Annotated in this window: 25 protein-coding genes and 1 pseudogene; 20 read left to right on the top strand and 6 right to left on the bottom strand. The window is 63.9% G+C overall.

Going from position 1 to position 26,188, the window contains the following annotated elements:
* The first annotated feature begins 44 nt into the window (after positions 1-44).
* Positions 45-809 (top strand): 4-hydroxy-tetrahydrodipicolinate reductase, encoded by a 765-nt coding sequence (gene dapB, locus E3T51_RS08500; protein ID WP_134529474.1) that lies wholly within the window; start codon positions 45-47, stop codon positions 807-809.
* On the top strand, positions 806-1,249 hold the full coding sequence (locus E3T51_RS08495; protein ID WP_134529473.1) for a tetratricopeptide repeat protein: 444 nt from the start codon (positions 806-808) through the stop codon (positions 1,247-1,249). The genes dapB and E3T51_RS08495 overlap by 4 nt, the downstream gene beginning before the upstream one ends.
* Before the next feature lie 7 nt (positions 1,250-1,256).
* On the opposite strand, the gene E3T51_RS08490 is transcribed toward E3T51_RS08495, so the two are convergent.
* From E3T51_RS08490 to E3T51_RS08475, 4 genes are all read right to left on the bottom strand, one after another.
* On the bottom strand, positions 1,257-2,147 hold the full coding sequence (locus tag E3T51_RS08490; RefSeq protein WP_134529472.1) for a TIGR01777 family oxidoreductase: 891 nt from the start codon (positions 2,145-2,147) through the stop codon (positions 1,257-1,259).
* A 9-nt stretch (positions 2,148-2,156) separates the two neighbouring features.
* On the bottom strand, positions 2,157-2,588 hold the full coding sequence (locus E3T51_RS08485) for an OsmC family peroxiredoxin (RefSeq protein WP_134529471.1): 432 nt from the start codon (positions 2,586-2,588) through the stop codon (positions 2,157-2,159).
* 143 nt (positions 2,589-2,731) lie between these two features.
* Positions 2,732-3,211, bottom strand: coding sequence for a DUF4395 domain-containing protein (locus tag E3T51_RS08480; protein WP_134529470.1), 480 nt, complete (start codon positions 3,209-3,211; stop codon positions 2,732-2,734).
* Positions 3,204-3,665, bottom strand: coding sequence for a TlpA family protein disulfide reductase (locus E3T51_RS08475; protein WP_134529469.1), 462 nt, complete (start codon positions 3,663-3,665; stop codon positions 3,204-3,206). Before E3T51_RS08475 ends, E3T51_RS08480 begins: the two co-directional genes overlap by 8 nt.
* A gap of 128 nt (positions 3,666-3,793) precedes the next feature.
* Here E3T51_RS08475 and thyX point away from each other — a divergent pair, with 128 nt between their 5' ends.
* From thyX to recA, 11 genes are all read left to right on the top strand, one after another.
* Positions 3,794-4,504, top strand: coding sequence for an FAD-dependent thymidylate synthase (thyX, locus tag E3T51_RS08470; RefSeq protein WP_233205892.1), 711 nt, complete (start codon positions 3,794-3,796; stop codon positions 4,502-4,504).
* A 35-nt stretch (positions 4,505-4,539) separates the two neighbouring features.
* Positions 4,540-5,517: a 4-hydroxy-tetrahydrodipicolinate synthase gene (gene dapA / locus E3T51_RS08465; RefSeq protein ID WP_104192343.1), complete on the top strand. Its 978-nt coding sequence runs from the start codon at positions 4,540-4,542 to the stop codon at positions 5,515-5,517.
* A gap of 184 nt (positions 5,518-5,701) precedes the next feature.
* A complete protein-coding gene (locus E3T51_RS08460) occupies positions 5,702-6,766 on the top strand; it encodes a permuted SH3 domain-containing protein (RefSeq protein WP_174844576.1) in 1,065 nt (354 codons plus the stop codon).
* The gene (locus E3T51_RS08455) at positions 6,763-7,458 is read left to right on the top strand and encodes an ABC transporter ATP-binding protein (RefSeq protein ID WP_104192344.1); all 696 of its coding nucleotides are present in this window, start codon (positions 6,763-6,765) and stop codon (positions 7,456-7,458) included. Before E3T51_RS08460 ends, E3T51_RS08455 begins: the two co-directional genes overlap by 4 nt.
* Positions 7,455-8,684, top strand: a complete 1,230-nt coding sequence (locus E3T51_RS08450; RefSeq protein ID WP_104192345.1) for an ABC transporter permease — start codon at positions 7,455-7,457, stop codon at positions 8,682-8,684. Before E3T51_RS08455 ends, E3T51_RS08450 begins: the two co-directional genes overlap by 4 nt.
* Before the next feature lie 98 nt (positions 8,685-8,782).
* Positions 8,783-11,677, top strand: a complete 2,895-nt coding sequence (locus E3T51_RS08445; RefSeq protein WP_134529468.1) for an FtsK/SpoIIIE family DNA translocase — start codon at positions 8,783-8,785, stop codon at positions 11,675-11,677.
* Positions 11,678-11,680: 3 nt separating this feature from the next.
* A complete protein-coding gene (gene pgsA, locus E3T51_RS08440) occupies positions 11,681-12,274 on the top strand; it encodes a CDP-diacylglycerol--glycerol-3-phosphate 3-phosphatidyltransferase (RefSeq protein WP_134529467.1) in 594 nt (197 codons plus the stop codon).
* 4 nt (positions 12,275-12,278) lie between these two features.
* On the top strand, positions 12,279-12,803 hold the full coding sequence (locus E3T51_RS08435) for a CinA family protein (RefSeq protein WP_241989234.1): 525 nt from the start codon (positions 12,279-12,281) through the stop codon (positions 12,801-12,803).
* Positions 12,804-12,962: 159 nt separating this feature from the next.
* Positions 12,963-13,271 carry a helix-turn-helix domain-containing protein gene (locus tag E3T51_RS08430; protein ID WP_104192348.1) on the top strand — a complete coding sequence of 103 codons (309 nt, stop codon included), beginning with the start codon at positions 12,963-12,965 and terminating at the stop codon, positions 13,269-13,271.
* A 114-nt stretch (positions 13,272-13,385) separates the two neighbouring features.
* Complete coding sequence (locus E3T51_RS08425) at positions 13,386-13,610, top strand: DUF3046 domain-containing protein (protein WP_104192349.1); 225 nt, start codon at positions 13,386-13,388, stop codon at positions 13,608-13,610.
* A 319-nt stretch (positions 13,611-13,929) separates the two neighbouring features.
* Positions 13,930-15,075, top strand: a complete 1,146-nt coding sequence (recA, locus tag E3T51_RS08420) for a recombinase RecA (RefSeq protein ID WP_241989233.1) — start codon at positions 13,930-13,932, stop codon at positions 15,073-15,075.
* Here the strand turns inward: recA and E3T51_RS17525 are convergent.
* Positions 15,041-15,283, bottom strand: a pseudogene (locus E3T51_RS17525) (hypothetical protein); the annotation flags it as partial. The gene recA and the pseudogene E3T51_RS17525 sit on opposite strands and share 35 nt — an antisense overlap.
* Between E3T51_RS17525 and E3T51_RS08410 the strand changes: the two are divergent.
* From E3T51_RS08410 to dapF, 4 genes are all read left to right on the top strand, one after another.
* Positions 15,227-15,934: a regulatory protein RecX gene (locus E3T51_RS08410; protein WP_420898424.1), complete on the top strand. Its 708-nt coding sequence runs from the start codon at positions 15,227-15,229 to the stop codon at positions 15,932-15,934. The pseudogene E3T51_RS17525 and the gene E3T51_RS08410 overlap by 57 nt on opposite strands.
* A gap of 73 nt (positions 15,935-16,007) precedes the next feature.
* Positions 16,008-17,612: a tRNA (N6-isopentenyl adenosine(37)-C2)-methylthiotransferase MiaB gene (gene miaB, locus E3T51_RS08405; RefSeq protein WP_134529464.1), complete on the top strand. Its 1,605-nt coding sequence runs from the start codon at positions 16,008-16,010 to the stop codon at positions 17,610-17,612.
* 4 nt (positions 17,613-17,616) lie between these two features.
* The gene (gene miaA / locus E3T51_RS08400; RefSeq protein ID WP_241989232.1) at positions 17,617-18,591 is read left to right on the top strand and encodes a tRNA (adenosine(37)-N6)-dimethylallyltransferase MiaA; all 975 of its coding nucleotides are present in this window, start codon (positions 17,617-17,619) and stop codon (positions 18,589-18,591) included.
* 45 nt (positions 18,592-18,636) lie between these two features.
* A complete protein-coding gene (gene dapF / locus E3T51_RS08395; RefSeq protein ID WP_134529463.1) occupies positions 18,637-19,518 on the top strand; it encodes a diaminopimelate epimerase in 882 nt (293 codons plus the stop codon).
* Here the strand turns inward: dapF and E3T51_RS08390 are convergent.
* Positions 19,515-20,123, bottom strand: coding sequence for a class I SAM-dependent methyltransferase (locus E3T51_RS08390; protein ID WP_134529462.1), 609 nt, complete (start codon positions 20,121-20,123; stop codon positions 19,515-19,517). The genes dapF and E3T51_RS08390 overlap by 4 nt on opposite strands.
* A gap of 39 nt (positions 20,124-20,162) precedes the next feature.
* Between E3T51_RS08390 and hflX the strand changes: the two genes are divergently transcribed.
* The 3 genes from hflX (at position 20,163) to E3T51_RS08375 (ending at position 26,068) form a co-directional block, all read left to right on the top strand.
* Positions 20,163-21,740, top strand: coding sequence for a GTPase HflX (hflX, locus tag E3T51_RS08385; protein WP_134529461.1), 1,578 nt, complete (start codon positions 20,163-20,165; stop codon positions 21,738-21,740).
* 414 nt (positions 21,741-22,154) lie between these two features.
* A complete protein-coding gene (locus E3T51_RS08380; RefSeq protein WP_134529460.1) occupies positions 22,155-24,485 on the top strand; it encodes a glycosyltransferase family 2 protein in 2,331 nt (776 codons plus the stop codon).
* Positions 24,482-26,068: a chitinase gene (locus E3T51_RS08375; RefSeq protein WP_166806420.1), complete on the top strand. Its 1,587-nt coding sequence runs from the start codon at positions 24,482-24,484 to the stop codon at positions 26,066-26,068. The genes E3T51_RS08380 and E3T51_RS08375 overlap by 4 nt, the downstream gene beginning before the upstream one ends.
* Positions 26,069-26,188: the final 120 nt, after the last annotated feature.

Below are 26,188 nucleotides of genomic sequence, written 5' to 3'. Positions count from 1 at the left end.
TTGCGCGAGCGCGTGCTGACGCGATCAATTGGTAGATTGGTTTTATGACAACGACGGTGGCCATTATCGGAGCGACAGGCAAGATGGGCCGTCTGGTTTCCGACCTGATAGACCGAACCGAGGGCTTCGACGTCGTCGCCCGCCTCGATTCCCACAGTCAGCTGAAAGAGATGCTTGGCGCGCAGATCGCCGTCGACCTGACCCGGCCTGATGTGAGCCGTAGCGTCGTCGATTTTGCGACCGAGCACGGTTTGCGAGTACTCGTCGGCACGTCAGGCTGGACCCAGGACGGAATTGATTCTCTCGCCCGACGCCTAGCCGGCCGGGACGACACCGGCGTCATCATCATTCCGAACTTTTCGATCGGATCGGTGCTTGCCACGGCCTTCGCCGCCCTGGCCGCGCGGTTCTACGACTCCATTGAGATTGTCGAAGCTCACCAGCCGTCCAAGGTTGATTCACCCTCTGGCACGGCGGTGCGAACCGCCGAATTAATCGGCCGGGCGCGCGCCGAACTCGGTCCGGTCTCCGCGCCGCACACGGATCAGCGTGCCCGCGGCCAGCAGGTAGCGAGCGTGCCCGTGCATAGCCTGCGCTTGTCCGGCCTACTTGCCCGGCAAGACGTCCTTCTCGGCGGCACCGGCGAAACCCTCACCATCAGCCACAACACCCTGTCACCGAGCGCCTATGAGAGTGGCATCCTGCTCGCGCTCCAAGCCGCGCGAACCATTGAAGGTGTGGCGGTCGGCCTCGACCAGATCGTCGATCTGGGATTCAGTACGGCTGCCAGCGAAGGAGCCTCCAAATGAGGGGCAAGCTCGCTGTTGTTGTCATGGCGGCTCTGCTCGTCTTCTACCTGGTACTGGTGGGCGTACGCGCGGTGCTCTTCATCCAGAGCGGGGAACCGGTCGGCATCGCCATCGGCCTTGCCCTTCTCATCCTGCCGCTGATTGGTTTCTGGGCGCTGGCGCGCGAAGTGGCCTTCGGCATCCGCTCGGAACGCTTGGTGCGTGAACTCGATGAGCTGGGTGGCCTCCCCGCCGCCGACTTGCCGGTGCGACCGAGCGGTCGGCCTTACCGGGACGCTGCCGACGAACAGTTTCCGGCCGCGCAGGCCGCGGTAGAAGCCGAGCCAGAGAACTGGCACGCCTGGCTGCGCCTCGGTCTCGCCTACGACGCCTCCGGCGATCGCAAGCGCGCTCGCGGGGCGATCCGTACCGCGATCAGCCTCGAGCGCGCCCCGAAGTAGCCGCAGGCTACGGCTGCCGGAGCATCCAGGCGATCGCGGTGGCTGGCGTACGCTGAGCAAACTCGAACCCGTCGTCCAAGAGTTTCTGGGCGCTGACCTGCTGGTCGGCGAGCAGCAGCTGGCGCGCGGCGTCCTGCAGCAGCAGCGTCAAGACCTGCTGGGGAACCGGCAGGAAAAACGGTCGGTGCAGCGCAGTGGTGAGCGCCTTGATGATGTCGTTCGACGTAGCCGCTGATGGCCCGACGAGGTTGACCGGGCCGGAGAGCGTAGAGGTGAGCAGATGAAGGATGGCCGCAGCCTCATCGTGCAGGCTCACCCAGGCCCAGTGCTGATTCCCGCTGCCGAGTGGTCCCGCGAGACCGAGTTTGGCCAGGGGCAGCAGCGGTTTCAGTGCGCCGCCCTTGGCGAGAACGAGCCCGGTGCGCAACGTGACAACCCGGGTCGGTTCCGGAGCGAGCTGGGCTGCAGCCTCCCATTGCGTAACGACATCGGCGAGAAAATCGGTTCCGACCGTGGACGTCTCGCTCAGGATTTCCCCGGGCCGATTGCCGTACACGCCTACGGCGGAACCGTTGAGCAAAACCGTTGGGGGAGTGGCGGCCCGCCCGAGAGCGTCGGTGATCGTGCGGGTGGCGCCAAGGCGTGACGTCAGGATTTCCTTGCGATAGCCCGAGGTCCACGGCAGTCGCGCCAGTGAGGCGCCCGAGAGGTTGACGACAGCGTCGATATCGTCCATAACGTGAGCGTCCAGGGAATGGGCAGCTGGGTCCCACCGAACCTCGTTCTTGCCCAGGGCCTCCCGCCGCACCAATCGCACGGGACTGTGGCCGGCCGCGGCCAGCTGCCGGCTGAGTTCCCGGCCGATGAGGCCGGACGCGCCGGCGATCAGAACGCGCACGTCGGTACCCTAGGCCAGTTCTGCCTCGATGGTGATGGGAATGCCCGCAAGTGCTTTAGAGATCGGGCAGTTGTCCTTGGCGTCCTGAGCGAACACCTCGAACTCGGCTTCGGTCAGGCCGGGAATCTTGGCACTGACCAGTAAGTGGCTTCCGATGACCCCGGTGCCGGCCGCAAAAGTCACGGCGGCGGTGGCCTGGATGCTCTCCGGAGTGTGGCCGGCCGAACCGAGCGCGTTGGCGAGTGCCATCGAGAAACAGGCCGCGTGGGCGGCACCAAGCAGTTCCTCCGGGTTGGTGGTGTTCGACACGCCCTCAGCGCGGGCCTTCCAATTCACCGAGAACTCGGCGGCGTGCGAGGAATCGAGGGTGACGGTGCCGGTACCGGTCGGAAGATCGCCGGTCCATACTGAGGTTGCTTCACTCGTGAGTGTCGTGGGCATGGTGTTACCTCCAGGTGATTGGCTTCCACCCTAACCGCCCGACCTGCACCGTGAACGCCTCTCGTCTGGGAATTACCTGAGAGCCAGCCGACACGTGCAGGCAGCGCGAGATCCGATGTACAGGTCAGGTCGCAGCGAGCTGATCAGACGTTCTCGATGGTTCGGCCACTCCGGTTGAGCACGCCGAAGCGCAGGAGAAGCAGGTAGAACTGGCAGCCGAGGCAGTAGTCGAAGACCGCATTGAGAAAGGCCGCGACGAGCGCGGCCGCCGCAGCGATTCCGACCGCGCCCGGTACACCGACCAGGCCCAGAATGAGTCCGACCAAGGTCACGGCCAGGCCAACGCCCTGCGCGAAGGTGGGCGGAGCCGCGTCTTCGAGTTCGGTCGCAGGGGCGAGACGCGGCCGTACGAATTTCTTGAACAGGGCGCCGTACGGATGCCGGCCGGCGCCGGCCAGTGCACCCCACGCGAACAGCGCGGTGATCACTGCGAGCAGGGCCAGCGCGGCAGCGGATGCCCCGGTCAATGACAGGAACACCACGATGAGCAAGAGTGCGGCCGTCAGCCCTGCACCGAATCGGGGTCCGCGCGGATCGAGCCGGGCGCGAGGTGTTTTAGACATGAGAACTCCCGAGTGTGGTGCTGAGTGTGGTGTTCTGCGTGATCGCATCAAGGGTCGCGCCGATATCGGCCCGGGTAGGCGCGCCCCCCACGCGGGCCCGCACCCGACCGGACTCGTCCAGGATCAGGGTCGTCGGGGTTTGTAGAACCGCGTACCGGTTGGCGAGATCGGGGCGGTGGGTGAGATCCACTTCCACGTGGACCACCCCCGGGCGTTGCGCGGCCACAGCGCCCAGTAGACGGCGGGTGCCCGGGCAGCGAGCGCACAATTCGGTCGAAAATTGCAGCAGGGTGGCGGCGGGGCCGAACGCGACCGTGGCGGCAACCTCCGCTGGAGTGATGACGTCGCCGGAAACAGGGGCCACTCGTCCCTGACGGGCTCGCCACACAAGGCCAAGAACGGTCGTGGCGGCCAGCAGGGCGAACAAAAGTCCGATCGCTTCTAGTGGAGTCATGATAACGACGATACGTGGGCGCAGCCCCGTTCGGGGGACTGTGACGACACGTTACGACTGCGCGCGGGCGCGCCGCCCGACAGACCGGCTAGCCTGAAGCGGTGTCTGAAATTGAGTTTCGATCTGAAATGACCGTGGAGCTGGTGCGTGCCAGCGCTCACGATTCCGACGTGCTGTTTGCCGCCCGGGTGTCGACTTTGGGGGAGCAGACTCTCGAGCAGAGCCAGCTTGACGGTTCAGAGAGCGAGGTCGACGAAAAGCGTGACCGCGGTCTGATCAACTACCTCATGCGCGACCGGCACGGCTCGCCGTTTGAACACAACTCGATGACGTTCTACGTGCGTGCCCCCATTTTTGTTTTCCGCGAATTCATGCGGCACCGCATCGCCAGTTACAACGAAGAGTCCGGCCGCTACCGGGAGCTGGGCCCGGTGTTCTACGTGCCGTCCGCCGAACGTAACCTCGTTCAGGTGGGCAAGCCGGGCGCCTACGACTTTCTGCCCGGCACCGTCGAGCAGATCGCGCTCGTGCAGCAGCAGACCCGCGCCGCCGCCGTCCACGCCTATGAGGCCTACCAGCGGATGCTCGAAGCCGGCGTCGCGCGCGAAGTCGCCCGCATCGTGCTGCCGCTAAACATCTACTCCTCGATGTACGTCACGCTCAACGCCCGCTCACTGATGAACTTTCTCAGCCTGCGCACCAAGCGGGAGGGCTCGTCATTTCCGTCGTTCCCCCAGCGCGAGATCGAAATGTGCGCCGAGCAGATGGAAACCCACTTCGAAAAGCTCATGCCCTTGACCTACGCCGCCTTCAATGTGAACGGTCGAGTGGCCCCGTAGTGGACCGCGCAGGGGGAGACGATAGCCTGTAGATCGTGTCTACCTCTACGAATCCCTTTGGCCAGGTGCTGGTCGCCCTGGTCACCCCGTTTACTTTTGATGGCGAAGTGGACTGGGCCGGTGTGGAGAAGCACATCGACGACGTCATCAATGCCGGCGCTGACGGCATCGTCGTCACCGGAACAACCGGCGAGACCAGCACCCTGACCGACCCAGAGAAGATCCGCCTCGTCGAGGTCGGTAAGTCCGTCGCTAACGGCCGTGCCAAGATCATCACCGGCGGTGGCTCCAACGAAACCGCGCACGCCATGCAGCTCGCCCGTCAGAGCGAGAAAGCCGGCGCCGACGGCAACATGATCGTCACCCCGTATTACAACAAGCCGACTCAGGCTGGCATCCTCACCCACTTCCGCATGATCGCCGATGCCACCGACCTCCCGGTCATCCTCTACGACATCCCCGGCCGCACCGGCGTCGCTATCGCTTACGAGACCATCCTGCGCGCGGCGAAGCATCCCAACATTCTCGCCATGAAAGACGCTAAGGGCGACTTCGCCCAGGTCAGTCGGGTGCTCAACCAGACCGACCTCATGTACTTCTCCGGCGACGACCCCAACGTGCTGGCCCACCTGTCGATCGGTGCGACCGGACTGATCGGCGTCACCGGAAACATCACTGCGACCCCTTACCGGCACATGGTCGACGCGGTCAACCGGGGCGACCTCAAAGTCGCCACCGCCGCCCATCAGCAGCTTGAACCGCTCGTGCGCGCCGTGATGACCCACGTACCCGGCACCGTTGCTGTGAAGTACATCCTGCACGGCCTCGGTCGCATCGGCAGCCCGCGGGTGCGCCTGCCCCTGGTCGGCCCCGAAGACTCTGAAGCCGCTCAGATCGAAGACGAACTGTCGCTGGTCAGGGACATTCCCGGCGTGGACTTTTCCAACTTCCGCCCGGACCGCAACGCGGCCGCAGGCGGATCGCTGCCCAAGGTCGCCGGCACCACCCGCTAGAGCTCGCGCCGGACGGCTTTGTGGTCGCGGCACCCACTAACGTTCGTGGCACTCGATCCTGCGGGTGCCACGAGCTTCAACGGGTGCCGCGACGCGTCTGGTGGACGGAGACACGCAGGCCCACGTAACGCTAGGCTCAGCCCATCGAGCTTGACCACGTCGGGTCGGCTGTGTGGGGAGTGTTGTGAACATTGCACGCAAATGGGTCTTTCCGATCCTTCGACTCATCGTCATCGCGGCCATTGCTGTGGCCCTGGTGAAGCTCGCGTTCTACCCCGACACTGCGGTCGAGCGCAACCCCGCCGAACCGACCGGCGTCATCGTCGAACCGCAGGTTCCAGCGGCCCTCGGCACCATCAGCAATGACGTCACCCTGCCCGGCACGGTCAGTGCCGATCCGGCCGTCGCCGTGAAGGCAACCGCCATCGGCACGGTCGACGAGATCTTCATGGCGGCCGGCCAGGCCGTGAACAAAGATGACAAAATCTACGACATCCGGATCGAAACGATCAAAGACCCCGTCGAAACAACGGATGCCGACGGCAACATCACCGTCACCCAGCCGAAACCGGTGGTCACCTTCGTCAAGGTGCTGGCCCCCATCAGCGGCGTCCTGAGCTCGCTCACGGTGATCCACGGCCAGAGCGTGGCCGTGGGGGATGCCACCGGCCAGGTGGCGCCTCCGAGCTTCTCGGTGAGCGGAGCGCTCAACCCCGAGCAGCAGTACCGGCTATTGAGCAAGCCGACCGAGGCATCCGTTGCCATCACTAATGGGCCGGCGCCATTCACCTGCATCGGCCTGACCATCACCACGCCGCTCGCTGGTGCCCAGGCCGGCGGTGACGGCGGGGCCGGTGGAGAGACCGGCGCGAGCGGCACCACCGTCACCTGCGCCGTTCCGGCTGAGGTGACTGTCTTCTCCGGTCTGGCCGCTCAGATCACCATCGCTGCTGGCCTGGCCGAAAACGTGCTCGTCGTTCCGACCACCGCCGTGAAGGGCTCCGCCCAAACCGGCGTCGTCTGGTTCGTGCTGCCCGACGGCGGCACCGAAGAACGCCCGGTGACGCTTGGCATGACCGACGGAATCAACGTGCAGGTCATCGACGGACTCGTGGAGGGCGACCTGATCAACCAGTTCGTACCGGGTGCCACCGCAGTCAGCCCCGGCGGCGAGGGCTGCCAACTGCAACCCGACGGTAGTGAAGTCTGCTTTGGGCCGAGCATCTCCAGCAGCGGGATCTCCCATTGACCCTCTTACATCTTGAGGGTGTCACTCGCACCGTGCAGCTCATCGATGCGCCGCCGCTGACCATTCTCTCGGGCGTTGACCTCGACGTCGACGTGGGCGACCGCGTGTCAGTCGTGGGTCGTTCCGGCTCGGGTAAAACCACCCTGTTGAACCTGCTCGGGCTGCTCGACAACCCCACGAGCGGCACCATGCTGTTCGAAGACCGCCCGGTGCAGTCGCTATCATCCGGTGCGCGGGACCGGCTGCGCGGCCGCGAGGTCGGCTTCATCTTTCAGCAGTTCAACCTGCTGCAGGGTCGCACCGCCCTCGAAAACGTGATGACGCCGCTGCTCTACGCGGAAGGTCGCCAATTCTGGAAGCGGGCCCGAATCGCCACCGAGATGCTCGAACGGGTCGGCCTCAGCGACCGGCTCGGCTCATTGCCCGACCGGTTGAGCGGCGGTGAGCAGCAGCGAGTGGCGATCGCCCGCGCGCTGGTGCGTAGCCCTCGCCTGATTCTCGCCGACGAGCCCACCGGCGCACTCGACCTCGAAACCGGCGAAACCGTGATGGACTTGATCGACCAGGTCGCCACCGAATCCGGGGCAGCCCTGGTGACGATCACCCACGATCCGGCGATCGCCGCCCGCGCCACCAGGCATCTCCGACTGGACCACGGTGTGCTGCAGGTGAGCGGAACGGTGCCCGCATGAAGCGCGTCGCGAGCAACCTGGTCGGCGCTGTGATCGAAGCCTGGCAGGAAGTGCGCATCCACAAGACGCGCGTCATGCTGTCGCTGATCGGTGTGGCCGTGGCCGTCTGCGCCATTACGACCGTGGTCGGACTCGGCGCGGTCGCCCAACAAGCCACCATCGAACAGAGTGAACGATCGGGAGGTCGTGCCGCGAGCCTCTACCTGTCGGCTTCGATGAACGACGGCTCGACCCCGATCGGTATGCCCGAAATCTGGCGCACGGCGTTGGATCGATACCAGATCGAATATGCCAGTCGGGTCGTCAACACCAGCCAGACCGTACAATTTGCTGACGGCGCAGTGCCGGTGCAGACCATCGGCGTCGACCCGCCTTACGGGACCATGCACCGCGTCACCCTCGAGGAAGGCACCTGGTTCACTGACGCCGACCAGAACCGGCTGGCCCCGGCCGTACTTATCAACTCCATCTTCTGGGACCGCCTCGGTCGTCCTGACCTGCGCACGCACCCGACGACGACTCTGGTGGGCGAGCGCACCACGACGGCCGTCGTGACCGGTGTCTACCCGTCCCTCTCCTGGGAGACCGAACCGGCAATGTACATGCTCGCCGATGCTCTCACCGCCATTAGCCCGGTCGTGACTGACCCGAATTTGCAGCAATTCGGACCGCCTGCGTACGAGCTGTGGGTGCCGATTGACGTGTCTGAGCAGCTCGTGACGGCCCTGCAACGCGACGTGCAGGGTGCGCTCGGCAGCGATGCCTTCGTTCAGGTGAACCGACAGGACTACGCGGCATACCAAAACGGTGACCCCTACCTGTCCCTTAAGCTCACGGTCGGTGCCATCGCCGGTCTTGTGCTCCTGCTCGGAGCGCTCGGCCTGGTGAACATCGCCCTGGTCACGCTGAAACAGCGCATCCGCGAGATCGGCATTCGGCGCAGCTTCGGCGCGACCGCCGGCAGGGTGTTCTTCGCAGTCATGATGGAGAGCGTCGTCGCAACCGTCGTCGCGGGAATTGTCGGGGTGATCGCCGCCGTGCTCATCGTCAAGAGCCCGCTCGTGGAGGACTTCATCAGCCAGGGCCAGGTCACCGACTTTCCGCCGTTTCCGGTCGAAGCGGCCATCCTTGGCCTGGTCTGCGCGACGGTGGTCGGTGCCCTCGCCGGATTGATCCCGGCACTGGTTGCGGTGCGGGTGAAGGTGATCGACGCCATCCGCTATTGAAATTGAACGGATGCCGCCGCTCGGCTTTTGCCTACCGACCACGCAGGCCGTGGGCGTGGGGTCGGGCGAATGTCGGTGGTGCTTGGTAGCGTTCTTTCATGGCTACGAGCACTAAGTCGAGCGGGCGTGCCCGCACGCCGGCAGCGAAGGGCGTTCCGGCGCGCAAACCGGCAACCCGCGGAGCCGGCGCGACCGCCGCACAGAAAACCGTCAAGTTCACCGCCGTCGACGTAAAACCGAGCCTCGGTGCCCGTGCCTGGATGGGCCTGGCCCACCTCACCGGCGGTGCCGCCCGTGCCCTGGGCCCGGAGAAACTGGCCAAAGATGAACGGCGCGACGGACTGCCGTTCTTCCTCGTTCTGCTCGCCATCTCGGGAGCCGTCGTTGAATGGTTCCTCATCAACAACTTCGTGGCGCAGCAGCTCGACGCGTACACCTTCGGCGGAGTGTTTGGCCGGGTTGCCTTTGCCCTGCCGGTCATTCTGCTGTTGTTCTCTGTCTGGCTTTTTCGTAAACCCAGTTCCGTGCACGACAATGGCCGCATCGGCATCGGGCTCAGCCTGCTGCTCGTGACCATTTCGGGCCTCTGCCACATCTTCGGTGAGCAGCCAGAGCCGCAAGACGGTATGCCAGCCCTCGCGCTGGCCGGCGGTGTCATCGGGTGGATGATTGCCGCCCCGCTGATCCTGCTGACCACGTCGATCGGCGCCACGATCGTCGTCATTCTGCTGTTGCTGCTGAGCCTGTTCATCATCACCAAAACCCCGCCGAACCGGGTCGGTCAGCGTTCCCGCGAGCTGTATGAGTGGCTGTTCGGAGCAGAGTTCACCGACGAAGATGAACGAATGGCCGAGAAGACGGGCAAGGGTGCCAAGCCGGGCAAGACCGCCCAGGTTGAGCTTGACGGCGTCGATGATGACGAGTCCGAGGGCGCACTGCCGTGGTGGCGCCGAAACAACAGCAAGCGCGAGGAAGACCCCGACTTTGGCAGCGCATTGTCAACCGAATCCAAACCTGGCCCGGTTGAGGCCGACCCGCTCAGCGTCCTTCTCGGTGGCAAGCAGTCGCGCGGTGGTTTTGACAGCGCCATCGAATCCGAGGTGACCGACCACACCGCCCCGCCCGAACGAGACCATTACGGCACCGAGGTGCTGGAAGACCTGCGCAAGGCCGAGCTCGCCGTCAAACGGTTTACCGGCGAGGTCGACCTGGGCACAGGGCCGTCCACCGGCCTGCACTCCGACGATCCGGCCGGGCACACTGAGGTTCTTCCCGGCTTCGACGACGTCTTTCCCGAATTGAGTCAGGCAGTGGATGCCGATGGCGCGGCACTCCCGCCGCTCGCTTCCGTCGACCCCCACCCGGCCATTCCCTATCTCGTGCCCGCGGCATCCACTCTTACGGCCGGCCCGCCGGCCAAGGCCCGCTCGGCCGCCAACGATGATGTCGTCAAGTCGATCACCGAGGTGCTTCGCCAGTTCCAGGTCGACGCCAAGGTCACCGGATTCTCCCGCGGCCCCACGGTCACACAGTACGAGATCGAACTCGGCCCCGGCGTCAAGGTCGAGCGGGTTACTGCGCTGAGCAAGAACCTCTCCTACGCGGTCGCCTCGAACGAAGTTCGTATCCTCTCGCCCATTCCCGGCAAGAGCGCCATCGGCATCGAGATTCCTAACACGGACCGTGAGATCGTCACCCTCGGCGACGTATTGCGGTCGAGTACTGCCACTAACGCTACCCACCCAATGACCATCGGTGTCGGTAAGGACGTCGGCGGCGGTTTCGTTATCGCCAACCTCGCCAAGATGCCCCACCTGCTCGTGGCCGGGTCGACCGGCTCCGGTAAGTCGAGCTTCGTCAACTCCATGATCACGAGCCTGCTCATGCGCGCGAAGCCAAGTGACGTGCGCATGGTGCTCATCGACCCGAAACGGGTCGAGCTGGCCGCCTATGCCGGCGTTCCGCACCTCATCACGCCCATCATCACCAACCCGAAGAAAGCGGCCGAAGCGCTGCAGTGGGTCGTGAAAGAGATGGACATGCGTTACGACGACCTCGCAAGCTTCGGCTTTCGCCACATCGACGACTTCAACAAGGCGGTCGTCAACGGCGAGCTCGTGTTGCCGGTCGGCAGCGAACGCAAGCTCAAGCCCTACCCCTACCTGCTGGTCGTCGTCGATGAGCTGGCCGACCTCATGATGGTCGCACCGCGCGACGTTGAAGACTCCATCGTGCGCATCACCCAGCTGGCCCGCGCCTCCGGAATTCACCTCGTACTGGCTACCCAGAGGCCCAGCGTCGACGTGGTCACCGGACTGATCAAAGCCAACGTGCCGTCACGACTGGCCTTTGCCGTCACGAGCGTCACCGACTCCCGGGTCATCCTTGACCAGCCCGGCGCCGACAAGCTCATCGGCCAGGGCGACGCGCTGTTCCTGCCGATGGGCGCCTCCAAAGCCGTTCGCGTGCAGGGGGCCTGGGTCACCGAAGATGAGATCGAAAAGGTCGTCAAGCACGTCACCATGCAGGCTCGGCCGGACTACCGGCCGGACGTCTCCATGGTCGCCCCGCGCAAAGAAATCGACTCTGATATCGGCGACGACCTCGAGGTGCTCCTCGCCGCGGCCGAACTCGTCGTCTCGACCCAGTTCGGGTCGACCTCGATGCTGCAGCGCAAGCTGCGGGTCGGTTTCGCCAAGGCCGGTCGCCTGATGGACCTGCTCGAATCCCGCGAAATTGTCGGCCCGTCCGAAGGTTCCAAGGCGCGTGACGTGCTGGTGAATGCTGAACAGTTGCCGAGCGTGCTGGCCCGCCTGCGCGGCTCCGACGACGAGCAGCACGCCCTGAAGGCGCAGTCGGGGGATTCCCGTGTCGAGTCAGCGCCCGACCCACGCTATGCCGACGACCCGGTAGGGAAAATGTCACAGGGGTATCCTGAGGTGGATGGCGCCGAGGATGACGAGGATGCCTGGAAACTAACCGGCAGGGACTGAACCATGGCAATACCGCACGACTTTGTCTCCCGCCCCAGCAACTGGAACGTACCCAACCTGATCACGGTTGTGCGCATCCTGCTCGCCCCGGTCTTCATCTGGATGCTGCTGGCCGCCAATGGCCCCCAGGATGCCCTGCGCTGGGCCGCCGCCGTGCTGTTCATCATCGCGATCGCCACCGACGGTATCGACGGCATGATTGCCCGCCGCCATAATCTGGTCACGGATCTTGGAAAAATCCTGGACCCGATCGCCGATAAGATCCTCACCGGTGGTGCGTTGGTGTGCCTGTCCATCCTGGGGGAGCTGCCCTGGTGGGTGACCATCGTCATCCTGGTGCGTGAAATCGGCATCACCGTGTTCCGCTTCGTTATGCTGCGCGACCGGGTCATTCCGGCCAGCCGCGGCGGCAAGCTCAAGACCATCGCCCAGTCCGTGTCGATCTCGCTCGCGCTACTGCCGTTCCAGCCGGTCTTCGGCGAATGGGTGGACTGGGTCAACACGGCGACCATGACCATCGCTCTCGTGCTCACCGTCGTCTCCGGCCTGGACTACCTCATCTCAGCCTGGCGCCTGCGAAAGCACGACGTTGCCTGAGCCGGTGCAGACGACGGCGGTGGATGCGACGGCAGTGGATGCGACGGCCGAGTTGATTGCGGAACTCACCGCCCGTCATCTCACTATCGCCGTCGCTGAATCCCTCACCGGAGGGCTGCTCGTGGCTGAACTCGTGCGTATACCCGGGGCATCCACAGTGGTTCGTGGGGGAGTGGTCGCGTACGACACCGCCTTGAAGCGCGACCTGCTCCAGGTCGACAGCAGCGTGCTTAACGTTCACGGCCCGGTGCACGCCGACGTCGCAAAGCAGATGGCGGGTGGAGTGCGTACCCTGCTCGCGGTCAACGACGTGCGCGCCGATATCGGCGTGTCGACGACGGGTGTCGCCGGGCCAGGCCCGGACGGTGGTCACCCAGCCGGAACGGTGTTCATCGGCCTGTCAAAAGGGAGCGGTTCGTGGGCCGTGCCGCTGCACCTGGACGGCGATCGGACCGAGATTCGCGCCGAAACTGTGCGTCAGGCGATTGATGCTGTACGTGCGCTGATAGTGGAGGGTGACGCGGAATAGTTCCTGTTACGGGCTGGTTACATCGAGGACATTCACAAGCAAAGCCCAGTGATTCTCGGTAGTGTCAAAATATCGGAAGGGATGCAGTATTCTAAGCATCCACCACCGCAATCCGATGGTCATAGGCCTTAAATTATTAGGCATAAGAAGGAGGTTCCGATGATTCTTGTTCGTCAGGAAATCGGCGATGTGCTCAGGGACTTCCGCCTGCAAAAGGGGCGTACCCTGCGTCAGGTCGCAAGCAAAGCCAGCGTCGCGCTCGGCTACCTCAGCGAGGTAGAACGGGGACAGAAAGAGGCCTCCTCGGAGATTCTCGCCTCTGTCGCAGACGCACTGGAAACCCCGATCTCGGTCATCATGCGCGAAGTCGGTGACCGCCTCGCGATCATCGAGGGTATCGATCAGTTCCCCGACACGGTACCGGACGAGTTTGTCAATACGTTCGATGCCGACTTCATGGTGCGTTAGTCACCAATCGGTGCCATTTCAGGATTTACAATAAGAACCACCGCCGACGAGGTCTGTCGGCGGTGGTTTTGTTTCGGTATCAAGTGTCAGGCAGCGACGGATTGAAGGAGTGTTGTGCGACTGAGCGAGTTCCGCACCGCGATGAAAGAGGAGTTTGGTGACGCGTACGGGCGTGTCCTTACCCGCGATCTCGTGCTCACCCCGCTCGGCGGTCGAACAGCCGATCAGGCCCTCACAGCCGGTGTTCCCGCTCGCGATGTTTGGCTGGCCCTCTGCGCCGAGGTCGACGTGCCCCGCAGTCGCTGGTACGGCGCCGGCGTCCCAGCTCCCCGCCCGTAGCGCGGTCAAACCCTTCCGCTTAGGCTGATACTTCGACACGCCGCAAAGAATTCCCGGCAATGCTCGAATATCTGTTCGGTCTTGATAGACTCCTCCACAGCAGACAACTTGACAGATTGTGCACCGTTCGTTCGTGCCCCCGGCCAGTGTCGGAGGTGCGGCGTACAGTCAAATCTGTCAGAGAACGTCAGCAATTGCCTTGTCGAAACACGCACCGGGGTTCTTCCGGTGGGTGCGCCGACAGCCTATAGGCGCCACTACGCACCCCGCAGCGCCGTTCACGGTCGGCGGCAGTGCAGAACCCAAGGAGATCACGACCATGGCATCACAAGCTAACCGCGAGAAAGCCCTCGAGACCGCTCTCGCGCAAATCGACCGTCAGTTCGGCAAAGGATCGGTCATGCGTCTCGGCAGCGACGATCGTGCCCCCGTCGAGACCATTTCGACTGGGTCGATTGCCCTGGACGTCGCACTCGGCGTTGGTGGACTGCCGCGTGGCCGCATCGTGGAAATCTACGGTCCGGAGTCTTCGGGCAAGACCACCCTCACCCTGCATGCCATTGCGAACGCGCAAAAGAATGGTGGCATCGCCGCGTTTATCGACGCCGAGCACGCCCTCGATCCGGAATATGCCAAGAAGCTCGGCGTCGATATCGACGCCCTTCTCGTGTCCCAGCCCGACACCGGTGAGCAGGCCCTCGAGATAGCCGACATGCTCGTGCGAAGCGGTTCCATCGACCTGATCGTCGTCGACTCCGTTGCAGCGCTCGTGCCGCGCGCCGAGATTGAGGGCGAGATGGGTGACTCACACGTGGGCCTGCAGGCCCGTCTCATGTCGCAGGCTCTCCGCAAACTCACCGGTGGCCTCAGCCAGACCAACACAACCATGATCTTCATCAACCAGTTGCGCGAGAAGATCGGTGTGTTCTTCGGCAGCCCCGAGACCACCTCTGGCGGTAAAGCACTCAAGTTCTATGCCTCGGTGCGCCTCGACATTCGGCGCATTGAAACCCTGAAAGACGGCACCGACGCCATCGGTAACCGCACCAGGGTCAAGGTCGTCAAGAACAAGATGGCACCGCCCTTCAAACAGGCCGAGTTCGACATTATCTACGGCATCGGCATCTCCCGCGAGGGCAGCCTGATCGACTTCGGTGTTGACCAGGGCATCGTCAAGAAGTCTGGCGCCTGGTACACCTACGACGGCGACCAACTCGGCCAGGGCAAAGAGAACTCGCGCAATTTTCTGCTCAAGAATCCCGACATGGCCAACGAGATTGAACGCAAGATTCTCATCAAGCTCGGCATCGGCCCCGAAGGCATCGCGGCCAAGGCCGCCGAGAAGGCCGCTGCCGCCATCGTGCTGGAGGCCGAAACCAAGGCTAAAGCCGAAGCGGATGCCGCAGCTCTGCTGGCCGGTGGCCCGGTCGCTACCAAGGCCCCGGCCGTTCGCAAGACCGCTTAGCCGGCAACGCAGCTACAGCAAGGAACCGCACTAAACGAGCACTGAAAGGCAGGTCACGGGAATGGTTCACTTCGAACCCCAGGATGATGCAGCAGAACGCACAGACGCCGGATTGGCTCCCGTGACCTACCTGCACGGTGCGGCCCCGGGAATGAAGCGTCGCTCCCCCCTCGAGGTCGGTCCGGGCGAGGTCGGTTCGGTCGAGGTCGGTCCGGTCGAGGTCGGTCCGGTCGAGGTCGGCGTCGCTCCGCTCGGTCCGGCCGAGGTCGACAGGTTTTCGGCGGCAGCGGCCACCAAGGCTGAGGCTGCAGCTGTCACGGCCGACATAGCGTTAGACGACGACGCTCTCGCCTCGGCCGAAGCAATCGACCAGCGCGAACGGGCCGAAAAAGTACTACTGCACCGACTGCGGGGCCGCTCGCTGTCGACGGTCGAGGCGCTGCTGGTGCTCAATGCCACCGGTGTCGACTCGGGCGAAGCGAGTGAGATCATTGCAAAGTTCATCGAGCTGAACTACCTCGACGAGGCCAAACTCGCCGATCAGATCATCCACAGCCATAACGTGCGCAAGGGTCTCGGACGCAACGGTGTCGAAGCTGAAATGCGCCGGCGCAAGCTTGATCCAAGCGTCATGATGGACAAGCTCGAAGAGCTCCCCGATGACGAAGCGGAGCGCGCTATCGACCTCGCCACCAAGCGCATCGGACAGATGGAACGCTTCGACGACCAGACTATCGATCGCAGACTCACCGGTTTTCTCATGCGTAAGGGCTACAGCTCCTCAGCGGTACGTCTCGCGGTTAAGGCCGCTATGGACAGCCGCGGCGGCGGTGCCGCCTCTCGCGTACGGTTCCGTTGACGCCTTCACAAATGCAGCGCTTCGCCCGATGCACGGCTCACACACCGAATTGCTCGCGTAAACTACATGCACTATGAGTATCGTCACCCCCGAACTAGCCCGCCGCACCGTGATCACCCCTTCGGCAGCCGCGATCGACGACTCGGGGCAGGCCCGTACCTACGAGGTGCGCACCTTTGGCTGCCAGATGAATGTGCACGACTCTGAGCGACTCAGCGGCTCGCTCGAAGCGGCCGGGTACGTCTCCGCCAACGGTGGCGAGGCTGACATAGTGGTGATCAATACGTGTGCGGTGCGTGAGAACGCCGACAACAAACTTTACGGCAACCTTGGCTACCTCGCCTCGGTCAAGCGTAAGCACGCCGGCATGCAGATCGCTGTTGGCGGCTGCCTGGCCCAAAAAGACAAGACCACAATCCTCGAGAAGGCACCGTGGGTCGACGTTGTCTTTGGCACCCACAACATGGGTTCCCTTCCCAGCCTGCTCGAACGAGCGCGGCACAACGGTGAGGCCCAACTCGAAATTCTCGAATCTCTTGAGACCTTCCCCTCTACCCTGCCCACAAAACGCGACTCCAGCTACAGCGGTTGGGTGTCCATTTCGGTCGGCTGCAACAACACCTGCACGTTCTGCATCGTTCCCGCCCTGCGTGGCAAAGAGAAAGACCGTCGTCCGGGCGAGATTCTTGCCGAAATTCAGTCGCTCGTCGATGACGGCGCCATCGAGGTCACCCTTCTGGGGCAGAACGTCAACTCCTACGGGGTTGAGTTCGGCGACCGCCTTGCCTTTGGGAAGCTGCTGCGCGCGGCCGGTAAAATCGAGGGGCTCGAGCGCATCCGCTTCACCAGCCCGCACCCCGCTGCCTTCACGGACGACGTCATCGACGCCATGGCCGAAACGCCCGCCGTCATGCCGCAGCTGCACATGCCGCTGCAGTCCGGATCCGATCGCATTCTCAAATCGATGCGGCGCTCCTACCGCGGAGCGAAATTCCTTGGCATCCTCGATCGGGTGCGCGCCCAGATGCCCAACGCCGCCATCAGTACTGACATCATCGTGGGCTTCCCCGGCGAAACCGAAGAAGACTTTCAGGAGACCCTGCGGGTCGTCGAGCTCGCTCGCTTCGCGACGGCGTTCACTTTTCAGTACTCGATTCGTCCTGGAACCCCGGCTGCGACCATGCCCGACCAGGTTCCCAAGGCCATCGTGCAAGACCGCTACGAGCGACTCGCGGCTATGCAGGAGCGCATTTCCCTCGAGGAGAACCAAAAGATGATCGGCCGCGAGGTGGAACTGCTCGTCGCCAACGGCGGACGGAAAGACAGTGATACCCATCGTCTGAGCGGGCGCGCCCCCGATAGCCGTCTCGTACACTTCGATGTGCCGGCCGGTTCGGCCCGCCCTCGTCCCGGCGACATGGTCACCGTCGTCGTCACCCAGGCAGCGCCGTTCCACCTGATCGCCGACTCGACCGACGGGGCGCCGCTGCGCATCCGCTCGACCCGGGCAGGCGCTGCATGGGACCGCTTGGAAGCTGACTCCTGCGCAGTGCCCACCCATGGTGGTGGGACCGGCGGCGCTGGACCGGTTTCTCTGGGCCTGCCGACCATCGGTCTGCGGCTCGAGAGCGGCTCCACCACGATTCCCATCTACAACGTGAACGACGACGAGCGCTAGGAGCTTGTCGTCTGCACCGGCGGTGACAGCCGAACCAGCGGTACTGATCGCAATCATCGGCTCGACCGGTACCGGCAAGTCTGAGTTGTCTCTCGACCTCGCTGAACGCATGATAGAGCGTGGTCAGCCGGCCGAAATCGTCAACGCTGATGCCATGCAGCTCTACCGCGGCATGGACATCGGCACGGCCAAATTGTCGCAGCCCGAGCGTCGCGGCATTCCGCACCACCTGCTCGACGTGCTCGACGTGACGGGCGAGGCCACCGTCAGCAACTACCAAACGGATGCCCGCAGGGCCATCGTCGAGATCGTCGCGCGCGGGGCAGTACCGATCCTGGTCGGCGGCTCTGGGCTCTACGTCTCCTCGGTCGTCTTTGACTTTCAGTTTCCCGGCACTGATCCAGTGTTGCGGGCGCGCCTCGAAGCCGAACTATTGGAGCGCGGACCCGGCCTCATGTATACCCGCCTGCAAGCCGTCGACCCGCAGGCCGCTTTGCGGATCGGCCCGAGCAACGGTCGCCGTCTGGTGCGCGCCTTGGAGATCGTCGAACTGACCGGTGCGCCGCACCTGGCTGCCCTACCCGAGGAGCCGGTGTACTGGCAGCCCAGCGTGCTGCTGGGCCTGCGTACCCCGCGCGAGCAACTTACCCCTCGGCTCGATGCACGGGTAGAGCGGATGTGGACGGCCGGCATCGTCGACGAAGCACGTGGTCTGCTGTCGGTCGGCATCGAGAGGGGGGTCACGGCGAGCCGTGCGATTGGCTATGCCCAGGCCCTCGGTCAGGTACACGGCACGCTCAGCCAGGCCGACGCGATCGAAGCCACACAACAGCTGACGCGCCGTTATGCTCGCCGGCAGGTGAGCTGGTTTAAACGCTACGCGCACACGCACTGGATGGAGTCCGATTCGTCCGACCGGGTCAATGAGGCCCTCGCGCATGTCGATCGGGGCAGCGCCCTGTCAGCACCGACAGCGTGAGCCGGTTCGGGAAGGTACCCAGCGGTCGCCCCGTAAACTAGCAGCATGGGTATTACGTTGAATTTCACCAAGGGCCAGGGCACGGGCAACGACTTCGTGCTGTTCGCTGATCCCGACGGTACGACGGAGCTTACCCCGGCGCAGATTCGCGCCGTGTGCGACCGCAGGTTCGGCGTTGGCGCCGACGGCGTCATCCGCGCGGTACGCAGTAAGAATCTGCCAGACGGCGCGGCCGCCCTCGCGGAGGACGACGCTGCCGAGTGGTTTATGGATTATTGGAACGCCGACGGGACCGTCTCGGAAATGTGCGGGAACGGCATCCGGGTCTACGCCAAATTCCTCATTGAGAACAATTTCGCCGAACTGCTGCCCGGCGCTACCCTCACGATCGGCACCCGCGGTGGCGTGCGCGACGTGCAGCGCAACGCGTCTGGTTTTCAGGTTGACCTCGGTCGGTGGAAGCTCGACGGTACCGAACCGCTCGTGCGCACCAAGAACCTGTCGGTAGCACGCCCCGGCCTTGGCATCAACGTCGGCAACCCGCACGCGGTTGTCGCCCTCGCCGACGACGACGAACTCGCTGCGGCCGATCTCACCTTTATTCCGCAGCTGGATCCCGAACCTGCTGGCGGGGTGAACATCGAATTCGTGGTGCCGAACGACCCCCTGGTCGTCAACGGTGTCGGGCGGTTTCGCATGCGCGTGCATGAACGCGGCAGCGGGGAGACTCTGTCCTGCGGCACGGGTGCGGTCGCGGCGGCCCTGGCCACGCGGCATTGGGCCGGTAAGTCGGCGCCGCACCAGTGGCGGGTAGAGGTGCCCGGTGGGGTACTGGGGGTGCGGATGTTTCCGGCGGAAGACGGGGAACACGTGTCGCTGTCGGGGCCAGCGGAACTTGTCTTCGATGGGGTCTTGAACCTGGGTTAGTCGCGGTGCACCTGGAGCACTCGGAAGCCCTTGCTGATGGCCTCGCGGGTGGTTTCGAAGTGGGACGGGAGTTCGGCTGCGAGCCAACGCTGGAGCGAGTCCGAGCCGAGGTTGCGCTGGATGACGAGCCAGGCATCCGCTTCCGGTTCGAGGCGAGGCAGCCAGGTCTGCATGAGCCCGTGCAGTTCGTCCTTGCCGACGCGAATGGGCGGGTTCGACCAGATCGTACGAAACGATACGTCCGTTGGCACGTCGGCGGCGAGCACGGCTTTGACGTTCGTCAGGCCAAGGGTGGCCGCGTTGGTGCGCACGAGATCGAGGGCACGCTCGTTGACGTCGACGGCCCAGATGGTTGCAGCGGGGGAAGCGAGCGCGAGGTGCAGCGCGATGGGTCCCCAGCCGCAGCCAAGATCGAGAAAATGGCCAGTCAATGGTGGCTCGGGGGCGTACTTGAGTAAGACCTCGGTGCCGGTGTCAATGTGCGCAGGGCTGAACACCGAATTGGCTGTCGTCAAAAGCCGATCCTGGCCGTGCAATTGCACGGTGATCTGGCGCGTTTTCAGTACGGTGCCGGGCGCCGGAGAAAAATAGTGGTCGGACGACATAAGGGAACCTTTCAACTTCGTTGAACTAAGGTTAATGGGATGAATGATCCAACGGCGCCCTCGGGCAACGACACGGTAGAAAACCCAGGCGCAGAATCCCTCGACGCAGACGACGTTGTGGCGAGAGTGCTGGCCAGCGCCGACAGCAGAGCTGCCGGGTACTCCCTGTTCCGGAGCGGGTCAGCCCAGGCCCTCCAAGCACAGACCTCCGGCGAGTACGACGGCAGCGACCACGACGGTGACCAGTCCGAACGTGCCGACCGCAACGCCCTGCGCCGCGTCGGTGGCCTGTCCACCGAGCTCGAAGACGTCACCGAGGTCGAATACCGCCAGATTCGTCTGGAAAACGTTGTACTGGTAGGCGTTTACACTCACGGCACCGTCGATGACGCGGAAAACTCCATGCGCGAACTCGCGGCCCTCGCAGAAACCGCAGGGGCGACCGTGCTCGACGGGTTGCTGCAGCGCCGCGCTACCCCCGATCCGAGCACCTACCTCGGCAAGGGCAAAGCCCAGGAAGTCGCTGACATAGTGAAGGCGCTCGGCGCCGACACGGTTATCGCCGACACCGAACTCGCGCCGAGCCAGCGGCGTGCCCTCGAAGACGTGGTCAAGGTCAAGGTCATCGATCGTACAGCCGTTATCCTCGACATTTTCAGCCAGCATGCCAAGAGTCGCGAGGGTAAGGCGCAGGTTGAACTCGCGCAGATGGCCTACATGCTGCCTCGCCTGCGTGGTTGGGGTGACTCGATGTCCCGCCAGGCCGGCGGTCAGGTCGGTGGCGCCGGAGCGGGAATGGGGTCGCGTGGCCCCGGTGAGACCAAGATTGAACTCGACCGTCGCCGCATCCACACCCGGATGTCCAAACTGCGCAAGCAGATGGTCGAGATGAAGCCGGCCCGGGAGGCCAAACGCGCCAACCGCAAGCGCAACGCCGTTCCGTCCGTCGCCATCGTTGGGTACACCAACGCGGGCAAGTCCAGCCTGCTCAACCGGATCACCAAGGCCGGGCTACTCGTTGAGAACTCTCTGTTCGCGACCCTCGACGCGACCGTGCGTAAGTCGACGACCACTGACGGACGCCTGTATACCCTCACCGACACGGTCGGCTTTGTGCGCAACCTGCCCCACCAACTGGTCGAAGCCTTCCGCTCCACCCTCGAAGAAGTCGCCGATGCCGACGTCATCGTGCACGTTGTTGACGGATCGCATCCCGATCCGGTTGCCCAGCTCGCCACGGTGCGCGACGTCATCTCCGAGGTCGGCGCCCGCGACATTCCTGAACTCGTCGTCTTTAACAAGAGCGACCTGATCAGCGACGATGACCGGCTTGTGCTGCGTGGCCTTGAGCCGAAGGCGACGTTTGTGTCTGCCCGCACCGGTGAGGGCATTGAGACCGTGCTCGCCGCCGTGGCACTGCTGCTTCCGACGCCGCAGATCGAACTCGACCTGCTCATTCCCTACGATCGGGGGGACCTCGTCGCAGTTTTGCACGATCTGGGCCGCATCGAGACGACCGAATATGTGGAGACCGGCACCCATGTCACGGCGTTCGTCACCGCGGAGATTGAACCGCAGTTCACGCCGTTCGTCATTCTGCCCGCAGTCTCCTCCTAGGTCCGTGAGTCAGTAGCGGCACAGTTCAAAGCACCGATCGATGTCCCGGGTCGGGGGTGTTGGTCTGGGCAGCATACGTGTGCGCAATTCTGGTGTCCGTCCCCGCTACGGACCGCAAGCAGGTTGCCCGCGACGTACCCTCGATTGAACGCGACCGTATCGCCGCGAGTCGTTTGGTCGAGCATCACACGCACTGCCCTCGAGAGCGCCACGCGACCGCATCTGTTGTTTCGGGGCCGGTGCACGTGCACGCGGTCACCCGGTGTTGCCATGCCGCTTGGAAATGACCCCTTCCGGGGACTACTGCGGCCCCCGCGAAGTGAGTTATGGTCAAAATCTCGGGGAGATCTCATATATTCCGACGTGAGCGCACCCGAGAACCCGAAGAAAACCGGCCCTACCCGAGGATGACCGATGTCAATGAAAACCGCAGCTTCGCCTGCCCGAAAACGCCAAATAGGTGCTGAACGCACCACCCAACCACTGCCCACGGTTCACGAACGACCCAGTGACTCGAAGATCACCTGGGGGCGTCTGGCCATCATCGCCACGGTGGTGTCGTGGCTGGGCTATCTGATCTACACGGTCATGCGTGAGTTCCTCAATAACGGAACCGAAAGCTTCCGCTTCACAACCGAGGCAATCTCCTACCTCATCGTCGTTACGTTTCTGACCTTCTCTGCGCTGATGTACCTCGTGGCCAGGCAGGGGGCGTTGCAGCGATTCCGTGACCACGTGCGTGTTCCGAGGGCCGAACTTGACAGCCATTTCGCAAGGCGCCATGGGCCGATGACGGTGCTGGTACCGTCCTACAGCGAGGAACCCGGGGTTGTTCGGGCCACCCTCTGGTCGGCAGCTTTGCAGGAGTATCCGGCCCTGCGCGTCGTTCTCCTGCTCGACGACCCGCCACATCCCACCGATCCCGCGACTGCGGCGCGGCTCGCCGAATCGCGGGCAATCGCCCAGGGCATTGCCGAGGCGCTGGCCGAACCGCACGCGCGCTTCAGTGCCGACTTCCCCGACCATGAAATTGAACTGGCGGAGAACGGGACGGTGAGCGAGAACGCCGTTCGCGAACTGGCGCGCGACTACCTCTGGGCGTCGGCCTGGTTGCGCCGGATGGCCGACGAGGAAGAGGTGTCCGACCACGTCGATATTTTCTTCGTCGAGCAGGTTCTGGCAGGCCTGGCCGGCGAGCTCGCCCTGACCGCAGATGCGCTCACCGCCGCCGCCGACGAACACGCGGCACCCGTTCCCCAGCGGATGCTCGAACTGAAGCGCCGCCTCGTCTGGACCTTCTCGGCGGAATTGGACACATTTGAGCGCAAGCTCTACGCGTCACTGTCGCATGACGCCAACAAGGCCATGAACCTCAACGCCTACATCGGACTGATGGGCGGACGATTCCGCCGCGACGATGGTCCAGACGGTGCCATCCTTCGTCCTGTCGCGGCGACGGAGGATGCCGACGTCGTCGTTCCGGACGCTGATTATCTCCTGACCCTGGACGCGGACTCGCTGCTCTTGCGCGACTACTGTTTGCGCCTGGTTTATTTCCTTGAACAGCCAGACAACGCCCGCGTCGCCGTTACCCAGACCCCGTATTCGTCTTTTCGGGGCGCGCCGACCCGGATTGAGCGCCTCGCCGGGGCGACCACCGACATCCAGCACATCCTGCACCAGGGGATGTCCTACTACGGAGCAACGTTTTGGGTTGGTGCGAACGCGGTCATCCGAAAGCGTGCCCTGGAAGACATCGTCGAGATTGAAAACGTTGGCGGCTTCGAGATCCGGCGCTACGTCCAGGACCGAACCGTCATCGAGGACACGGAGTCGAGTATCGACCTCGGCACTCACGGCTGGACGCTGATGAACTATCCGGAGCGGCTCAGCTACAGCGCCACCCCGCCGGATTTTGGTTCCCTCATCGTGCAGCGCCGCCGCTGGGCGAACGGCGGGCTGCTCATCCTGCCCAAACTCTGGCGGCAGCTGCGCGAGCGGAAACGCAACGGCCATCCGATAAGCATGTTGGAGCTGTTCCTGCGGGCCAACTACATGGCCTCCATCGCCTGGGCGAGTTTCGGCCTCATGTTCCTGTTGGTCTACCCCTACGACAGTCGACTCCTCAGCCCTGTCGTCGTCTTGGCCGCGTTACCGTATTTTCTCGCCATGGGCAGTGACCTGCGGTACTGCGGTTACCGATTCAGCGATATTTTTCGGATCTACGGCTTCAACCTGGTCCTGTTGCCGGTCAACGTGGCGGGCGTGTTGAAGTCGCTCGAGCAGGCGGTCACGGGCAGGAAAATCCCCTTTGCGCGCACGCCCAAGGTGAGGAACCGTACGGCCGCGCCGCTGTTGTTCGTGGTCGCACCGTACCTGATCGTGGCATTCTCCGCCCTGACCCTTTGGCGTGACGTGTTGGCTCAGAACTGGGGCAACGCTGCATTCGCGGCCTTCAATGGCCTGTTGGCGACCACGGCCATCCTCGCGAATATCGGAATCTGGAGTTCCATCGTCGATGTGTGGCTGGGGCTCACCAAATGGCTGTACGTCGAGAGGCAGCCGCGTCGAGCCCGCTCCGCGCCGGCGCTGATTCACCCGATTCCGGTGCTCGACTGGCGAGCGGTCATCTACCACGGGCATGCCAGCGGGGATATCCCGCTGCCCGTGGGGCCGTCAAACGTTGCCCTGGCGCGGCAAGTCGGCGAAACCGCGCTTCAAAACGCGAACCGTGTGGCCTCATGATCGCCCCGGGTTCTGCCACGCCTGCGTCACACCTCGAAATCCGTCGCCGGCTGTCCGCAGTGCGGGTCTTGCTGTCATTGCTGCTCATTGCTGCCTTGACCGGGGGAGGTTACCTGGGCTGGCAGCGATGGAGCGCTGCGCAGGCGGCTGAAGCAAACGATCCGTGGATCGCCGGCTACGTGGATGTCACGGCTACGCCAAGCTTTGCCTTCGAGGCACCTGCCTCGAAGGCCGGTCGGGACGTCGTGTTGTCCTTCATCGTTGCAGGGAAGGACGACCCTTGCGAGCCGAGCTGGGGAACGGCGTACACGCTGGCCGAGGCGTCTGAGGCCCTTGACCTGGACCGAAGGCTGGCCCGGCTCGAACAGTTGGGTGGACAGATTGTCGTTTCGTTTGGCGGTCTGCTCAACGATGAACTTGCGACCGGCTGCACCGACCCAGGGGCGTTGCGTGACGCCTATGCCGCGGTGGTCGACCGCTACAGGGTGACGACCATCGATCTCGACCTCGAAGGAGAGGGTCTCACGGATACCGCAGCCGGTCATCGACGCGCCGAGGCAATCCGTAGCCTGCAGGCCCAACGTCGCGAAGCGGGCACGGAACTGGCCGTCTGGCTCACTCTTCCAGTGTCGCCCGCCGGACTGACGGAAGATGGCACCACTGCGGTCAGCCTGATGCTCTCGGCCGGGGTCGACCTGGCCGGGGTCAACCTGATGACGATGGACTACGGCAGTAGCCGCGCCGAAGGCCAGAGTATGGCGGAGGCATCTATCCAGGCGCTCACTTCTGCGCACCGCCAGCTCAGCACTCTCTACTCACGGGCCGGTACCGAGCTGAGCGCAGCGACGGTCTGGTCGAAGATCGGTGCTACCCCGATGATCGGTCAAAACGATGTCAGTGACGAGGTTTTCAGCCTGGACGACGCACGAAAGGTGAACGCGTTCGCACGGGAGATGAAGATCGGGCGGATGTCGCTCTGGTCATTGAATCGTGATGCACCGTGCGGTTCGAACTACGTCGACCTTAAACGGGTTTCCGACGCCTGCAGCGGAATCGATCAGGGCGATTTGAGATTCGCCGAGCTGCTTGGCGACGGATTCATCGGGCGCCCGGAAGCATCGGCGACCGCCGTGACGATGTCCGAGGCGCAGAAGGAAAACGTTGTCGACGACCCGGCGACCAGCCCGTACGTGATCTGGTCGGAGGAGGGTTCCTTTCTCGAGGGCACCAAAGTTGTGTGGCACCGAAACGTGTACCAGGCAAAGTGGTGGACTCGTGGCGATCTGCCCGACAACCCAGTACTCAATGATTGGGAAACACCCTGGACGCTCGTTGGCCCGGTTTTGCCAGGCGAGAGGCCGTTCGAGGCGACGACCCTGCCCGCGGGAACCTACCCGGATTGGGCCGGACTGGCCGCGTACGAGAAGAGCGACCGTGTGCTCTTCGAGGGCGTGCCATACGAGTCAAAGTGGTGGAACCAGGGGGATAGTCCTGCGGCGGCGGCATCGGATCCTGACGGGTCGCCGTGGATTCCGCTCACCGAAGACGATGTTATTCCGGTGCGGGACGGGCGGGTCGGATAGAGCACGGCTGACGCGCGGCCGGCGCGGATTTTGCGCCCTCACCGACGCGGCACTACAGGGTCGACTGCACAACGACGCGGTCCTTTCTCGGTCGCGACAGAAGAGCGAATCCCGCCGGGA

The sequence above is a fragment of the Cryobacterium serini genome (genome assembly GCF_004404025.1).
Classification (GTDB): domain Bacteria; phylum Actinomycetota; class Actinomycetes; order Actinomycetales; family Microbacteriaceae; genus Cryobacterium; species Cryobacterium serini.
Note: the sequence above shows the minus strand (reverse complement) of the source record. Positions and strands in the feature narration are given on the sequence as shown.

Coding starts and splice junctions, on each gene's coding strand:
- E3T51_RS08480 (WP_134529470.1), bottom strand. CDS start 3,211: ATGTCTAAAACACCTCGCGCCCGGCTCGATCCGCGCGGACCCCGATTC.
- E3T51_RS08495 (WP_134529473.1), top strand. CDS start 806: ATGAGGGGCAAGCTCGCTGTTGTTGTCATGGCGGCTCTGCTCGTCTTC.
- E3T51_RS08430 (WP_104192348.1), top strand. CDS start 12,963: ATGATTCTTGTTCGTCAGGAAATCGGCGATGTGCTCAGGGACTTCCGC.
- E3T51_RS08445 (WP_134529468.1), top strand. CDS start 8,783: ATGGCTACGAGCACTAAGTCGAGCGGGCGTGCCCGCACGCCGGCAGCG.
- E3T51_RS08485 (WP_134529471.1), bottom strand. CDS start 2,588: ATGCCCACGACACTCACGAGTGAAGCAACCTCAGTATGGACCGGCGAT.
- E3T51_RS08410 (WP_420898424.1), top strand. CDS start 15,227: ATGAAGCGTCGCTCCCCCCTCGAGGTCGGTCCGGGCGAGGTCGGTTCG.
- thyX (WP_233205892.1), top strand. CDS start 3,794: ATGACCGTGGAGCTGGTGCGTGCCAGCGCTCACGATTCCGACGTGCTG.
- pgsA (WP_134529467.1), top strand. CDS start 11,681: ATGGCAATACCGCACGACTTTGTCTCCCGCCCCAGCAACTGGAACGTA.
- miaB (WP_134529464.1), top strand. CDS start 16,008: ATGAGTATCGTCACCCCCGAACTAGCCCGCCGCACCGTGATCACCCCT.
- E3T51_RS08375 (WP_166806420.1), top strand. CDS start 24,482: ATGATCGCCCCGGGTTCTGCCACGCCTGCGTCACACCTCGAAATCCGT.
- E3T51_RS08390 (WP_134529462.1), bottom strand. CDS start 20,123: ATGTCGTCCGACCACTATTTTTCTCCGGCGCCCGGCACCGTACTGAAA.
- E3T51_RS08450 (WP_104192345.1), top strand. CDS start 7,455: ATGAAGCGCGTCGCGAGCAACCTGGTCGGCGCTGTGATCGAAGCCTGG.
- E3T51_RS08380 (WP_134529460.1), top strand. CDS start 22,155: ATGTCAATGAAAACCGCAGCTTCGCCTGCCCGAAAACGCCAAATAGGT.
- dapF (WP_134529463.1), top strand. CDS start 18,637: ATGGGTATTACGTTGAATTTCACCAAGGGCCAGGGCACGGGCAACGAC.
- hflX (WP_134529461.1), top strand. CDS start 20,163: ATGAATGATCCAACGGCGCCCTCGGGCAACGACACGGTAGAAAACCCA.
- E3T51_RS08475 (WP_134529469.1), bottom strand. CDS start 3,665: ATGACTCCACTAGAAGCGATCGGACTTTTGTTCGCCCTGCTGGCCGCC.
- recA (WP_241989233.1), top strand. CDS start 13,930: ATGGCATCACAAGCTAACCGCGAGAAAGCCCTCGAGACCGCTCTCGCG.
- dapB (WP_134529474.1), top strand. CDS start 45: ATGACAACGACGGTGGCCATTATCGGAGCGACAGGCAAGATGGGCCGT.